A 14,676-nucleotide genomic window follows, 5' to 3' on the forward strand; every position below is an offset into this window, starting at 1 on the left:
AAAGAAATACATTTCAGGAAAAAAGAATATTCAAGATGGTTATTGCAGACTACTTAAAGCCTGCTTAACCATCTTGTCGTTTAGATTCAGTGCTCTGTAATAGCCTGCATCTCCAAGATGGTATTTGTATAGCAATAGCCTTAAGTCAGTGCTGATGTTGTTCTTAGACGCTAAGAACTGCTTCGGATCCACGGTAATCCCCCGCTGTTGGATGTACCTGGTAAGATCTTTCAGGTCATTTTCACTAACGCTGAACATGTTCAGGTTATGCTCCAGGTAAGTTGGATTGTACCGCTTTGCAAGAACCTCGAATACAAAATCAAACAGTACATGTTTATCGATTAATTCAGTGTAAAGCTTTGTAACGCCTGTGGTATCCATTCTTACATAGATATCCGGCTGAATACCCCCTCCACCAAACACACGCTTTCCAGAGGCCGTTATATAAGCTCTCCCGCCTTTTAGGGAATCGCGAAGCCGATCAACCTTTTCCGTAAGCTCGCCTTTGGTAAACCTTTCATCTACCTCATGCTGGTAAGCGCTATAGCCCTTTTTATAGGACTTCTGAATGCTTCTGCCAAGCGGCGTATAATATCTTGCGATCGTCAAGTTCAATGCAGAACCATCACCGAAAGGAAATTGCTCCTGCACCAATCCTTTTCCGAACGAGCGGCGACCGATGATCAGGCCCCTATCCAAGTCCTGAACCGCACCGGCCAGGATCTCACTTGCAGATGCCGTCTGCTCATTGATCAGTATAGCAAGTTTGCCATGTTCGAAAGCGCCGCCTCCGGTTGAAATATAATCGGTCCGTGGCTCGTGCTTGCCTTCCGTATAAACGATGAGCTCATTCTCCGGCAAAAGCTGACTAGCCAATCCGGTGGCCGCGGTCAGATAACCACCTCCATTATCTCTTAAGTCGAGCACAAGCTTGCTCATGCCCTTTTCTTTCAGCTTCCTTACGGCTTCCACAAAATCCTGGTCTGTGTTAGCTCCAAACTTACTGATGCGCACATACGCCGCTTCATTGTTCAGCATGTAGGCTGCGTCAATACTGCTCACCTGCACCTTGCCCCGCTTTACCGTAAGTTCTACGGGCTTGAAACCGGTTCCATGAAGCACCGTGAGTTTTACTGGCGTACCACGTTTGCCTTTGATCTTACCGATCATCTTCGCCCGGGGTAGTCCCATTCCAGACACCATGGTGCTGTCGACCTTCAAGATCCGGTCGCCAATCCGCATACCCGCATGATAAGCCGGACCATCCTTAACCACATTGGTTACCAATAAAGAATCATTCAGAATATAATACTCGATGCCAATGCCTTCAAACTGCCCTTCCAGTAGTTCATTCTGTTCAAAGGCTTTCGCCGGTGGCAGATACACACTGTGTGGGTCAAGCTGATGCAGCATGCTGTCAATCGGCATTTTCTGAAGCTTTTCAGTGTTTACCTCGTCCACATAGTTCTTGTTGATGATGGTGAGGATTTCGTCTACTTTTTCATCATTATTATCAGCATAGGTGATACGCTTTTCGACAGTAAAGCCCTGATCCCTCAGAAACTTGTAACCAAGGAACATTCCACCTATTAGAGTGAGCGAGTATGTTAGGGCAATGTAAAGGTTCTGACGGGTATTTTTATTCATGGAGACGATCTAATACAAAGTTATGCATTTGCCGTTTTAATTGCTTACTTAACTACGTTTAATTGATAATGTTTTGCAAGTTTTTTCTTCAGGAAAAAACTGCCGGGAAATTCAATGAAATACGCTCCGGAATGGTGCATTATACCTGTATGCTGACCCGAAATACAGCCGAAATAGATTACAATTTCCGGTTTAAAAAGAAATTAACGAGTTTTAACAAAAAAACTAAGCTATGATACGCGTAACTGAGCAGGAATCCCACTACAACAATATTGATCAAATGTCCATTCTCGAGATCCTTCAGGGCATTAACAAAGAAGATCAAACGGTTCCGCTTGCTGTTGAAAAAGTTATCCCGCAGATCGAGAAGCTTGCAGAAGCCGTAACCGAAAGGATGAAAGCAGGCGGCCGCTTGTTTTATATCGGTGCCGGTACCAGCGGCAGATTAGGCGTTGTAGATGCTTCAGAATGCCCACCTACTTTCGGCGTACCCTTCGACTATGTGGTTGGCATCATTGCCGGTGGCGATACAGCGATTCGAAAGGCCGTTGAAAATGCCGAAGATGACAGCGAACAAGCCTGGATTGACCTCAGCGAATACCAGATCAACGAGAAAGATTGTCTGATCGGACTGGCAGCCTCGGGTACAACGCCTTACGTGATCGGTGGACTGAAGACTGCCAGACAACACGGCATTCTTACCGGCTGCATCATCTGTAATGAAGGTGGTCCGATTGTAGCGGAGAGCGATTTTCCGGTGGAGGTTGTGGTTGGCCCCGAATTTCTAACCGGATCTACCCGTATGAAATCCGGAACAGCGCAAAAGCTGGTCTTAAACATGCTCAGCACTACGGTAATGATAAAACTTGGCCGGGTAAAAGGCAATAAAATGGTTGATATGCAGTTAACCAATCATAAGCTGATAAACAGAGGCATTTACATGATCATGGAAGAGTTAAACATCGATCAGGCAAGTGCAGAGGAGCTCCTGAACCAACATGGGAGCGTCCGAAAAGCTGTTGACGCTGCTCACAAATAAATCAAACAACACCCATGCACGAGATTGAACCATATTATCAGTGGCGCGATTATTACATCGCCGCTGAAGATGACCGTTCGCCATTTTACAACACGGAATATTCCGAGTTTCATTTCGATAAACAGCTCTATAATTTCCTTATTCACCCCCAATGGGATGATTTCGGCTCCAGCACGCTCTATCTAAAAATACTTTTTGTAGACTACGACCGTGGTTATGCCATCATCGAATATATCGGGGAATGGAATGATGCCATCAGCAATGACATCATGCTCATGAAGCGTGAAATTTTAGAACTGATGATCGATGAAGGCATTAACAAATTTATCCTCATCGGAGAGAATGTACTGAACTTCCATGCTTCGGAAGACAGCTATTACGAAGAGTGGTTCCAGGATGTGGAAGATGGATGGATTGCAGGCATCAACTTCAACGATCATGTGATCGAAGAGTTCCGCAGCAGCAACATCGATTACTACATCAATTTTGGAGGCCAGCTGGACGATTTGGCATGGCGGACGATGAAACCCATCCAGATTTTCAAAAAAGTTGAAGAAACCCTGACAAAAAGGCTCGGGGCATAGCTTTTGTATCTATCGGGTAATGATTATCTTTATTAATAAAATTTAACACAAATGGATAACAACAACAATTATGAATGGGCACAAAGACCTGTATACGTACAGGAAGAGAAAGGTGCCGTTGCAAAGAAGTTTTTTGCAAACGTCTTTCTTTGGATGTTTATAGCCCTTGGACTATCTACACTTGCTGCCTTTTTTATGGCAAACACGCCAGGCTATATGGATTACCTGATCAGGTATGACGAAACCGGAATGCGTGCTGGCATGAGCACATTGGGCTATATTGTAATGTTTGCTCCACTTGGTTTAGTAATGCTCATGAGCGCCGGCTTAAGCCGACTTTCTTATACCGCCCTGCTGGGTGTATTCGTACTTTATTCAGTACTGACCGGGGTTAGTTTAAGCTTCATCTTACTGGCTTATACCACAGGCTCTATCGTAAGCTGTTTTGCAGCCGCTGCTGGTATATTCGGTATTATGGCCTTCCTTGGTTACACAACCAATACGGACCTTACGCAATTCAGATCAATCCTGATGGTCGGTCTTATCGGTCTGGTGATCTGTACCGTGATCAATATGTTCCTTGGCAGCTCACAGTTTGACTACATCTTAAGCTTCTTCGGTGTTGCAATCTTCACCGCATTAACCGCTTATGATGTTCAGAAACTGAAAATGATCGGTCAGGGTATTGAAGAAAACGGCGACACGATCGCTGCTGCAGACTCAAAGAAACTTGCCATTATGGGCGCATTAAGCCTTTACCTGGATTTCCTTAACATTTTCCTTTATCTGTTAAGAATCTTCGGTAACAGAAGGTAATTCTAAAACATCGTTTAAAGCCGGCTGTGTCTATTGATGCAGCCGGTTTTTTTATACCTCGGATTTGCTGTTTAACTCCTTCAGAACGGATGCAGTTGAACCCAACAACAGCGACACATCAGACCCAGATGAAACACACAGGGCCCTGCGCCTGTTGTGCGTTTCATCTGGGTTTGATGTGCGTTTGATCTGCGTTTGATCCGAAGCTGTGTATAGCTATTTCAGGATTATCTTCTAGCCGGATATTAAGCTACAATGGCTTCGTCTTCTTTGATTACGCCGTCTAGTAAATGCAGGATTCTGGAACCGTAAGTAGCATTTAGTTCGGAGTGGGTAACCTGTATGATGGTGATCCCCTCCTCTTGATTTAGCTTTTTAAACAGATCCATGATCTGCAATGCCTGGGTAGACTGCAGGTTTCCAGTGGGCTCATCTGCCAGGATGATGGATGGCTGCGCAACTAATGCCCTGGCAATACCAACCAGCTGCTGCTGTCCGCCGGATAGTTGATTTGGAAAAAGATCTTTTTTAGCGACGATGTTAAAGCGATCCAGGACATCGGCCACCCTGCTTTTGCGTTCTGCACTGCCCACCTTCTTGTATAACAAGGGTGCTTCGATGTTCTCGGCAACAGTCATCTCATCAATGAGGTGGTAAGCCTGGAAGACAAAGCCAATATGATGGCGGTACAGCTCAATGCGCTTACTTTCCTTCAATGCGGAGACATCCTCGCCCATGAATTCGTATTTACCATAAGTGGGTTGTTCCAGCATGCCCAGGATATTCAGCAAGGTTGATTTTCCGGCGCCGGAAGGTCCCATTACACTTACAAATTCGCCCTGGCCGATCTGTGTTGTCACATGGCGCAGCACATAGTTCTTAACGCCTTTGTTGCTGTAGTACTTCTCGATATTTGATAGTGCGATCATCTGATGTATATTTTTTTAAGTTAATTATTTTGTTCTAAATACCTGAATGGCAATCTAAAGACTATTCGTACTTCAGCGCATCCACGGGATTGGTGCCAGCAACTTTATAGGAACGCAGGCTTACCGTTAATAGGGTTATCAACATAGATATGAACATCGCGGCAAGGAATGGCCAGATACTTAGATCAATGCGATAAGCGTATTGGCTGAGCCATTGATTGATCAGGATGTAGGCAAGTGGCCAGGCAAACAAATTTGCTAAAAACACGAGTAACAAGAAAGAACCATTAAGCAGTCGAACCACTTCGAAGGTTGAGGCGCCAAGTACTTTTCTTATGGCCACCTCACGTGTTCGCTGTGTGGTTACAAAGGAGATCAATCCGAACAAGCCAACAAAGGAGATGAAGATGATGACCAGGGAAAACACCCTGAAGAGAACCCCCATGATGCGTTCGGAATCGTAGTATTCATCTAAATCGTCGTTTACAAAGCTGGCATCATAGACATCGTTCGGAAAGGTCTCATTCCAAAGCCGCTCCACCATTCGCATAGCCTGAAGCACTTCAGGTCGGTCCATCTTAACGGCCATGTTGTAGTAATCCCATTTATTGGAAGACATAGCAATCGGCGAGACCTGCTCGTGCAAAGATTTATCATTGAAGTCCTTGCTTACGCCAACAATTGGAGCTGTCACATCATTTATCGTGAGCAGCTTACCTAATGCTTTTTCCGGCTCCACAATACCGTTCCGCTTCAAAAAGGTTTCATTTACAACGAAGGCATTGGCGGTATCACTCTTTGGCAGGGCTTTACCCGCGATCAGTTTGATGCCAAAAGTTTCGAAGTAATGTTGGTCGACATGCATGGTCCTGATCTGAAAGTCCTTATTCTTGGTGCCATTAAGCGAGAAGTCGGACTCAGAGACATTGTTTGAAGAAGGAGGAACATCACAAAAGCTAACCTGACGCAGGCCTGGGATGGTAAGCAGTCGTGCTTTAAAGTTTTCATGTTTCTGCAGACTCAAGCTGTCTGCAGGTAAGCTTAGCATTGCCACCGCTTCTGTGTCAAACCCAAGCGGTTTTTCGCGCATGTAATTCATCTGTTTTAGCAACACCAGCGTGGCGATGACCAGTACTGTGGTGATTGTAAATTGCAGTACCAGCAAAATCCTGCGTAAGCCTAAACCCGCATTGCTGTTGGCATTAATCTTATTTTTTATCGCAAGGGCGGGATTGAAACCTGAAATAATCAATGCTGGATAGAAGCCTGCAAGTAAGCTTACCAGTACCACCAGGCCCAGCAGGAATAAAAATATGACGGGATACTGCAGTAAACTGAAGGAGATCTTCTCATCAAAAAGCTGCTGCATGTATGGCAGTGCTGCTTCTGTAAGTACACAGGCAATCAGCATGGCTATAATACTTACCGCCAGGGTTTCACTGAGAAACTGCATGATGAGTTGCCGGCGTTCGCCACCCATAACTTTGCGGATCCCGACTTCTTTCGATCGCCCAATTGCTTGTGCCGTAGCCAGATTTATAAAGTTTATACAGGCGGTAAGGATCAGAAACAGCCCGATGATCGACAAGCTATAGATCTCAGCCTTTTCAACGATCTTTCCAGCAAAGTTGCCATAACGGCCATTGTGGTGGATGTCCTGCAATGCCTGGAAAGTATGGTACTGCTGGCCAGATTCATCATTATCCTTGTATTTTGTTTCGTTGAATTTGGCTATGGCTACCTCAGCGTCAGCGAGTTGCGCATCTTGCTTAAGTAGCACGTAACACTCAGAACTCGAACGTACGGTTCCAAAGTTCTTGTCGTCCTTAAGACTAAATGTTGCGTAGCTGAATACGACCTCCAGGGGTAGATTTGTATTTTCTGGCCGGTCTTTAAAAATCGCCGTGACGCGGCAGTCCTCATTCTTTTGGAAGCGCAATGTTTTACCCAGCGCGTTATGCCGGTCGCCGAAGTACTTAATTGCAGCTTTCTCCGATAAGGCTACGGTGTTCGGTGCGATTAAGTCCTGTTTTGGATCACCAGACAACCAATTAAAATTGAAGATCTCGAAGAACTCAGGCTGGGCGAAGTATGCTGCTTCGTAATCTTTGAATTTCAATTGCCCTGCTTGATCAAGCGCTGCCAGTACACCGGTGGTACGCTGAATGGCTGCCACTTTCTCCAACTGTGGGATGTCGTTACGGATAGCCGCAGCAAGTGGAATTGGTACCCCCTGAGAGGCGTCGGTACCGCTTTTATACGTCCAGTTACTAACCACCCGGTAGATGCGGTCTTTGTTGCTGAAATCATCATCATAACTCAGCTGATACCTGATGAAAATGAAGATCAGGATGCAGCCAGCCATGCCCACGGAGAGACCTGCAACATTAATGAAGGTGTAAACTTTGTGTTTCCACAAGTTACGCAAAGCGATTTTTAAGTTGAGCTTGAACATGGCGCAGCGATTACTGGATAAATTTATTCATGTTTTAACACTTTGGCGGGATTGGCCTGAACAGCTTTAGTTGCCTGCAGGCTTACTGTAATTATGGCTAGCACAACTGAAATGATCCCCGCAATAGCAAAAGGTACGATGGAGATCTCAATGCGATAGGCAAAAGTGTCCAGCCAGGTTTTTGCGAGGATGTATACAAATGGCCATGCAATTAGATTCGCCAACAGCAGCATCCATAGGAAGAAAGAATTTAAGAGCTTGAGCACCTGAAAATCTGAGGCACCGAGTACCTTACGCACTGCAATTTCTTTGCTCCGGTTGCTGGTCATGATTTTAGAGAAAGCGAACAAACCAAGAATGGCAATGAAAACGGTAAGCATGGAAGCGGTGAAAAAGACAGACTTCAGTTGCTCCTGCTTTTTGAACAGTCGGCCGTAGAGTTCATCCAGGAAATCATACCGGAAATCTTCACCATCTAGCTTGTTGATCTCTGGCCATTGTTTTTTCAAGCTTGCAATGACTGCAGCCATCTTTCCTGCTTCTACTTTAAGCATAATTTCTAAGCGTGGATTGCCGCAGGGATTCTTCATGGTGTAGATGGTTGGCTGTACGGCAGCTTCAAAGCCCTGAGATTTGACATCTTTGATTACACCGACAATTTTGTAGTCTATATTACAGCCGCGGATCGTCTTGCCAACCGGATCTAGGATTCCGTATTTAGCAGCGGCACTTTCATTGATGATCGCGGAATTTACGGTGTCCCGTTTATATTCATTTGAGAAAGTCCGGCCAGATTTCAGTTTAATGCCAAGCGTTTCAAAGTAGTCAAAATCTACATCCACAAAGTCGAGCAGTGCTTCTTTCCCCTCCAAAGCATAGCTGTTACTGCCTGTTTCTGTTCCTCCAGGAATAACGTTTGCCGCTGTTGCAGATTTGATGCCTTCAATTTTCAGCATTTTCTCCCGCAAAGGGGCAAAGACTTCTGGCTTGTTGAACATGGTCATGTTTTTAATGAGCAGGACTTGATCTGCTTCAAACCCGGTATCTTCCGTTTGGATGTAGCTTACCTGTTTGCTCACGATGAGTATTCCGGCAATAAAGATTACGGCAATGGCGAACTGAACAACCAGTAGTCCTTTTCTGGTCCAGCTGGTCTGTATGCCAGTGTGGAAGTGACCTTTTAGTACGCCTGCAGGAGTAAAACCGGAAAGAATTAATGCGGGGTAAACCGCAGCAATTAGGGTCACCACCACCAGAATAAGTGGAAGTATCCAGTACAGCGCTTCAGCCCCCTCCCACAATGACAGTGGCACTCCTAAAAGATTATTAAATGCCGGCATAAAGAGCTCCGCAAGAACTAGGGCCAGAATCAAGGATACGAGACATTGGGCCATGATCTCGAATAAGAATTGTACGGTAAGCATCTGGCGATAGGAACCCAATACTTTCTTGATCCCCACTTCTTTCGCCCTTTTATTCGCTTGAGCAATGGTGAGATTGGTAAAGTTGATACAGGCAATTACAACGATAAGTATACTTAAAATGAACAAGGCAATTACAACCTTGTAGTTCGTGTCATTTCCGGCAATCGGTTTAAGGTGGAGATTCGACAGTGGATCTAGGAAAATCGTTTCGTTTTCTATCGAAGCCCGATCTACATTCGCTTTAATTAGGCCTTCTTTTAAAAGGCGGTCAATCTTAACCTGCAATGCACTAATGTTGGTGCGAGGTTTCACCTGTATATAGGTGTAGTAATTTGGAAAACCAAAACCCTCGGAAACACCAAGATAGTTCCCGATTGCAATGGCATCAAACTGAATATTGGAATGGGGATTCGGGACAATGGAGCCATGTATGGTTCCGGTAATACCCAAGGCCTTGTTGCCCATCATGACGAGTTCAGGCATGTTGTCTTTTTTACCAGGAAACAGCGTGCGTATGCTAGCTTCATTCAAATAGGTCAGTCGCTCGAATTCTCCTTTGGGTTTTTTCAACCCGCCTTGCGGACGCAGGTTGAATATCTTCGCCGCATTATAATCCATCACCATCGTGTTCTTCAAGTATATTCTGCCAGCATCACTGATTATGGCAAAGTCCAGGTTCGATGGCGTCATCTTACCGACCAATTCCACTTCCGGACAGTGTTGCGCGATAAGCTCTGCAAGCGGTGGTGGGGTGAAGTTGGTTTTGAGGTCCTTTAGATCACGGCCAACGATGTAGATGTGCTCATAATTCGGATTATCCTTATCATAACTGGTCTCATAATTCACATACAGCGCAATCAGGATAAATGCAGCTAGAGCCACGGACAATCCACCGATATTGATCAAGGACACGGAGAAGTTCCTTTTCAGGTTACGTAAGGCAATTTTAAGGTTGAGTTTAAACATGGCGTTTATTTATCTACTCGTATTTTAAGGCGTCGACCGGATTCGCATTAGCCGTCCTGAAAGATTGCAGGCTCACAATAAGTATCGTTAACAGCAGTGTTGTTAATCCGGCAAGCAAGAATGGTAGCGCGGTCAACTCCACCCGGAAAGCAAACCCTGTAAGCCATTCCTGAAGCAACAAATAGGCAATAGGCCATGCAACCAGATTTCCCAATAGGATGAGCTTTACAAATCCTTTGTTCAGGAGTTTCAAGATATCGAACAAAGAGGCACCGAGTATTTTGCGGACACTGATTTCCTTACTACGGCGTTGCGTGTTAAATGCCGCAATAGCGAATAAACCCATCAGGGCAAGCACGATTGTCACAACAGAGAGTAATGCGATGACACTTTTCAGCTGACGTTGGCCCTGCAGGAGATCATGGAAAGTTTTGTCCAGGAATGTCGCTTTAATCGGAAATTCAGGTTCCAGCTTTTGCCAGGCCTGCTCGATCTGTTTTATTGCGGTATTCGAATTTGATGGATTAATGTTTATGATCACATACCGCATAGGATTCCCTTTCTGGAAGTGGAATACAATGGGTTGAAAACTCTTTTCGGGACTATAGTGATTGAAGTCCTTAATTAATCCTACAATGCGGCAGTCAGCACCAGACATCCGGAGGGTCTTTCCTACCGGATCTTTCAGGCCGAATGTTCGCGCCGCAGTTTCGGTAAGCATCAAAGTGCCGAGGCTATCCACATTTTCGGAAATATATTCCCGGCCTTCCAGAAGCTCGAGACCCATGGTTTTAACATAACCTGCATCTACCGTTATGAAATTGGCAGAGATAGAGGTTCCGTTATTGACATAACTGTTTCCACCCATGTCTTCTCCGGGAATATGATCGGTTCTGGAAATACTATTGACACCGGGAATGTCTTGTAAAGTGTTTTTGATCTTGTTATAATGCTGGTCACTGTCATCCTGCAGCATTTGAACAGCAAAGACTTGCTCCGGTTTATATCCAAGATCTTTGGCCTGCATATAGTTCAGTTGGCTGTTGATAATCCAAATACCAGATATAAATAGCGCTGCAATGGAAAACTGCAGTACAATTAGCAAATTCCGGAGCCAGGAACCGGCATTACTACTTCCGAAATTTCCTTTAAGAACCTTTGATGGTATGATATTGCTGATCATCAAAGCGGGGTAAAGCCCAACCAAACAGGTCAGCATGATTAAAACACCAAAAATTGGTAGTATAACAGGCTTGTAGTCGCTCCACTGCAAAAGTGGTATCGAACGGCCAATCATATTGTTAAAGGATGGTAGCATCAGCTCTACCAGCACCAATGCGAGCAAAAGACTAACAATACACTGAAGTGCCGTTTCCAGGATAAATTGCATGCCGATCTGCATCTTCTGTGCACCCAACACTTTTCTTACGCCCGTCTCTTTCGCCCTCCCGGTAGCCATAGTAAGTGAAAGGTTCGCAAAATTTACAGCTGCAATGATCAATACCAGCGCAGCTATGCCGATCATCATATACATATAAGTACCCGTGCCATTTCCCAAGAACTCATATTCAACCACTTTACTGCTCAGGTGAATGTCTTTGACCGGCTGAAGATATAGCCTTATCTTGTTAATGTATTCAGAAAATTGTTTCCGATCCTCCGGGGATAGCTTAGCCATTTCTGCATTTAGAATTTGCTTACGCATGCTATTAAAGCGATGCTCAGTTTGTTTTAAATCAGCATGGGCATTCAGTTTCACATAGGTATAGTAATTATTACTGTAATACTCATCGGAGACATTTTTTTTGAATCTTTTGAGCATGTTGAATTTAAAGTGTGCAGGGTGGTTTGCAGCATCTATCACGGCATCTACAACAAAGCCTTCTTTATTATCCAGCTTAAGCGTCTCTCCCACCGGATTAATATCCTTACCAAAGATGAGTTCACTTGTTTCTCTACTTATAATTATAGATTGCGGGCTCTTTAGTGCTTTAGAGAGATTTCCATAGACTGCCGGGTAGTTGAACACTTCAAAAAAAGTGCTATCCACCATTAAAATATCCTTTAGGTACAAGCTTTTATTCTTGGTCTTAACGAGCAGATCACCCCACCAGTAATCCTGGATTCTGGTTGCAGCGTCCACAGCTGGAATTTGTTGCTTACTCAACGTGGCCATGTTGCCGGTGCTTAGTGCAACATTTTCATCTGGAGCGCTATAGTTTACACGATAGATCTGCTCATAACCAGCATTCCAGGTATCATAACGCTTTTCATAACTTGCATATAGCATTGCTAGAATAAAAACCGCCAATGCAACGGTTAGTCCAGCGATGCAGATAAAGGCGTAAACCTTATTTTTCCAAATATTGCGCAGCGCTATTTTAAGATTGAGTTTGAACATATGATCAGGCGTTAAGATTTAGGTAGTTTATTTTACTCGTATTTTAAAGCATCGACAAGATTTGAAGTCGCCGTTTTAAAAGCTTGATAACTTATTGTCAGCATGGCAATCAGGAATGTTCCACAAACTGCTGTCACGATGATCCACCAGGATATGGTGGTTCGGAACTCAAAATGGCTAAGCCAGTTGTTCATGAGGTAATAGGCGATTGGAACACCGATCAGCACTGCATTAAGTATCATCTTCATGAAAGACATGGAAAGCAGTTGCATAATGTTACCGATTGAAGCGCCGAGCACCTTACGAACGCCAAATTCTTTGCTGCGCTGCTCCGCGCTATAGGCTGCCAATCCGAAAAGACCAAGGCAGGAGATGAAAATGGCAAGTCCGCCAAAGAGATTTGCTAAAATGCCCAGAGTTCTTTCTGCCTGCAGTTTTTGTGCGTACAGGTCATTTACAAACTTGATTTCTACCGGGTAAGCTGGGTTGAGTTTTTTCGTGATCCGGGTAATGACATCGATATTTTCAGATAAATTGCGAGCAGGGTTTAGGCGCATGGTGATGTTGCCTGTCCACGCTCTGTTAAAAGCCACGACCATTGGTTTATTTGATTGATATGGAGAACCCCAAATGAAATCTTTAAAGACGCCTACAATGGTAGCGTCTTCCCCCTGATACTTTACTCGTGTCCCAACTGGATCTTTAAGGCCCATGACTTTTACGGCAGCACTACTAAGCAATAGCCCTGAGGTGTCGGAAGCATAAGATGCTGAGAAATCCCGCCCTGCAAGAAGTTGAATTCCGTTGGTATTGATGAAGTCATATGTGGTAGCAATTAAATCAAACGAGACCAGCTTGTCCTTTTCTGCCATACCAGGCCATTGAAATCCCCAAAAGCTGGCGCCATCATGTGCTATCGTTGCAGAGCTTTGGCACATGCTAAGGACGGCACCAGATCTCAACAGCTCAGACTTCAGTAATTCATACTTGGACTCCAGCATGCCCTCCTGTTGCATTTCAGCAAGTAGGCTAACATCGTAGCCTAAAGGACGCTGTTTGATATATTGAACTTGATTGTAAATGACCAGTGTAGCGATAATCAGTATTATGGCAAAACAGAACTGTCCTACAACGAGCACCTGTCTCAAGCTGATGGGCAATCGTCCAGAGTGCCCGGCTTTTTTCTTCAATGTTGTAATTGGGTTGAAGGATGATAAATACAAAGCTGGGTAGCTTCCGGCGATCAGACCAGTTGATAAGATAACTGCGACGACGCCAATCCAAGACCATGCATTACTATATGTAATTTGGAGATCTATATGAAGCAGATTATTGAATGATGGCAATAGAATTTCTACCAGTGCTACAGCAATGACAACACTAACCATCGTAAGTAACATTGATTCGGTGATGAACTGGGCAATCAATGAACCTCTACTAGCACCTATGGTTTTCTTCACTGCAACTTCCTTAGCTCTCCGCTCAGACTTCGCAGTAGCAAGGTTCATGAAGTTAACACAGGCTATTAGAAGAATACCGGCGGCCAAAGCCACAAACAAGTAAATACGTTCGATTTCACCTCCGACACTTTGCCCATTTACAAACTTGCCATATAAATGCTTCTCCGATAGTTGGAAGAGGAAGGATTCGGCAGTAGTAAAACGCTCCTTTTTCCTCATCATTCCAGCCATTTTTCGATTTACAAAAGCGATATCAGAATTTTCTTTGAGGCGCACTAAGGTTTGCCAGTTGAAATTACCCCAGGTTGGCTCCTTTACCCAGGTGTTTAATGTTTCGTAAAAAGACCATGGCATTAGGATGCCAAAAGCATTTGAACTATTCTGTGGTAGGTCTTTAATTATTCCACTCACGCTGAAATCCCATGCATCATTATAACGAACCGGTTTGTTCAACCCATCACCATTAGGGAATAACAAGCGCGCAGTACTTTCCGTAATGATAATTGAATTCGGTGTACTAAGTGCCATCTCCCCATTGCCGGCAACAAACTCATAATTGTAGATTTTCAACAGGTCAGGATCGGCAAATTTGGCTTCCCTTTTGAAACTCTTCTGGCCATTTGCAATCAGTGCCTGCCCACCATATCCGATACGTGCTACTGCTTCAACCTCAGGAATTTCAGTCTTGATTGTTGGAGCAATCATGTTGCCTGTATGTTCTCCCGTGCTGGTGATCTGACCATTTTCATCTTCAAAATTGGTCATCACCTGATACACATTTTCCCATCCTTCAAATTGCTTATCGTAGTTCCACTCGTAAGAAACATACAACATCAGCATCAGGCAGGATGCAAGTCCTATAGCCAGCCCGATGACGTTAATTATGGATGATGTTGCATGCATCCAAAGGTTGCGGAATGCTATTTTCAGGTGAAGCTTAAACATGGGATCTAGT

9 protein-coding genes are annotated in these 14,676 nt (G+C 44.4%); 3 read left to right on the top strand and 6 right to left on the bottom strand.

Annotation, left to right across the window (positions count from 1 at the left end; all coding sequences use genetic code 11):
• Positions 1–39: 39 nt before the first annotated feature.
• Entirely contained in the window at positions 40–1,647 is a 1,608-nt protein-coding gene (locus tag AC5WJX_RS08390; RefSeq protein WP_440431526.1) for a S41 family peptidase, read from the bottom strand.
• Between the two features lie 232 nt (positions 1,648–1,879).
• Between AC5WJX_RS08390 and murQ the strand changes: the two genes are divergently transcribed.
• From murQ to AC5WJX_RS08405, 3 genes are read left to right on the top strand one after another with little or no spacing between them, the layout of a single operon-like run.
• Positions 1,880–2,686, top strand: a complete 807-nt coding sequence (gene murQ, locus AC5WJX_RS08395) for an N-acetylmuramic acid 6-phosphate etherase (RefSeq protein ID WP_440431524.1) — start codon at positions 1,880–1,882, stop codon at positions 2,684–2,686.
• Between the two features lie 14 nt (positions 2,687–2,700).
• Positions 2,701–3,270, top strand: a complete 570-nt coding sequence (locus AC5WJX_RS08400; RefSeq protein ID WP_440431523.1) for a hypothetical protein — start codon at positions 2,701–2,703, stop codon at positions 3,268–3,270.
• 51 nt (positions 3,271–3,321) lie between these two features.
• Complete coding sequence (locus tag AC5WJX_RS08405) at positions 3,322–4,086, top strand: Bax inhibitor-1/YccA family protein (protein ID WP_440431521.1); 765 nt, start codon at positions 3,322–3,324, stop codon at positions 4,084–4,086.
• Between the two features lie 245 nt (positions 4,087–4,331).
• Here AC5WJX_RS08405 and AC5WJX_RS08410 read toward each other — a convergent pair whose 3' ends face one another.
• The 5 genes from AC5WJX_RS08410 to AC5WJX_RS08430 all read right to left on the bottom strand — a co-directional run bounded on the left by AC5WJX_RS08410 (position 4,332) and on the right by AC5WJX_RS08430 (position 14,666).
• The gene (locus tag AC5WJX_RS08410; RefSeq protein WP_494484160.1) at positions 4,332–5,015 is read right to left on the bottom strand and encodes an ABC transporter ATP-binding protein; all 684 of its coding nucleotides are present in this window, start codon (positions 5,013–5,015) and stop codon (positions 4,332–4,334) included.
• A 61-nt stretch (positions 5,016–5,076) separates the two neighbouring features.
• Complete coding sequence (locus tag AC5WJX_RS08415; RefSeq protein ID WP_494484161.1) at positions 5,077–7,470, bottom strand: ABC transporter permease; 2,394 nt, start codon at positions 7,468–7,470, stop codon at positions 5,077–5,079.
• Positions 7,471–7,493: 23 nt separating this feature from the next.
• Complete coding sequence (locus AC5WJX_RS08420) at positions 7,494–9,860, bottom strand: ABC transporter permease (protein WP_494484162.1); 2,367 nt, start codon at positions 9,858–9,860, stop codon at positions 7,494–7,496.
• Positions 9,861–9,873: 13 nt separating this feature from the next.
• Positions 9,874–12,261 (bottom strand): ABC transporter permease, encoded by a 2,388-nt coding sequence (locus tag AC5WJX_RS08425; RefSeq protein ID WP_494484163.1) that lies wholly within the window; start codon positions 12,259–12,261, stop codon positions 9,874–9,876.
• 32 nt (positions 12,262–12,293) lie between these two features.
• The gene (locus tag AC5WJX_RS08430; protein WP_494484164.1) at positions 12,294–14,666 is read right to left on the bottom strand and encodes an ABC transporter permease; all 2,373 of its coding nucleotides are present in this window, start codon (positions 14,664–14,666) and stop codon (positions 12,294–12,296) included.
• Between the last annotated feature and the right edge of the window lie 10 nt (positions 14,667–14,676).

The sequence above is a fragment of the Pedobacter sp. NEAU-ZC8 genome (assembly GCF_059278965.1).

Bases quoted from the DNA above. Each gene is read 5' to 3' on its own strand.
- AC5WJX_RS08390 (WP_440431526.1), bottom strand. From the start codon at position 1,647: ATGAATAAAAATACCCGTCAGAACCTTTACATTGCCCTAACATACTCG.
- murQ (WP_440431524.1), top strand. From the start codon at position 1,880: ATGATACGCGTAACTGAGCAGGAATCCCACTACAACAATATTGATCAA.
- AC5WJX_RS08400 (WP_440431523.1), top strand. From the start codon at position 2,701: ATGCACGAGATTGAACCATATTATCAGTGGCGCGATTATTACATCGCC.
- AC5WJX_RS08405 (WP_440431521.1), top strand. From the start codon at position 3,322: ATGGATAACAACAACAATTATGAATGGGCACAAAGACCTGTATACGTA.
- AC5WJX_RS08410 (WP_494484160.1), bottom strand. From the start codon at position 5,015: ATGATCGCACTATCAAATATCGAGAAGTACTACAGCAACAAAGGCGTT.
- AC5WJX_RS08415 (WP_494484161.1), bottom strand. From the start codon at position 7,470: ATGTTCAAGCTCAACTTAAAAATCGCTTTGCGTAACTTGTGGAAACAC.
- AC5WJX_RS08420 (WP_494484162.1), bottom strand. From the start codon at position 9,860: ATGTTTAAACTCAACCTTAAAATTGCCTTACGTAACCTGAAAAGGAAC.
- AC5WJX_RS08425 (WP_494484163.1), bottom strand. From the start codon at position 12,261: ATGTTCAAACTCAATCTTAAAATAGCGCTGCGCAATATTTGGAAAAAT.
- AC5WJX_RS08430 (WP_494484164.1), bottom strand. From the start codon at position 14,666: ATGTTTAAGCTTCACCTGAAAATAGCATTCCGCAACCTTTGGATGCAT.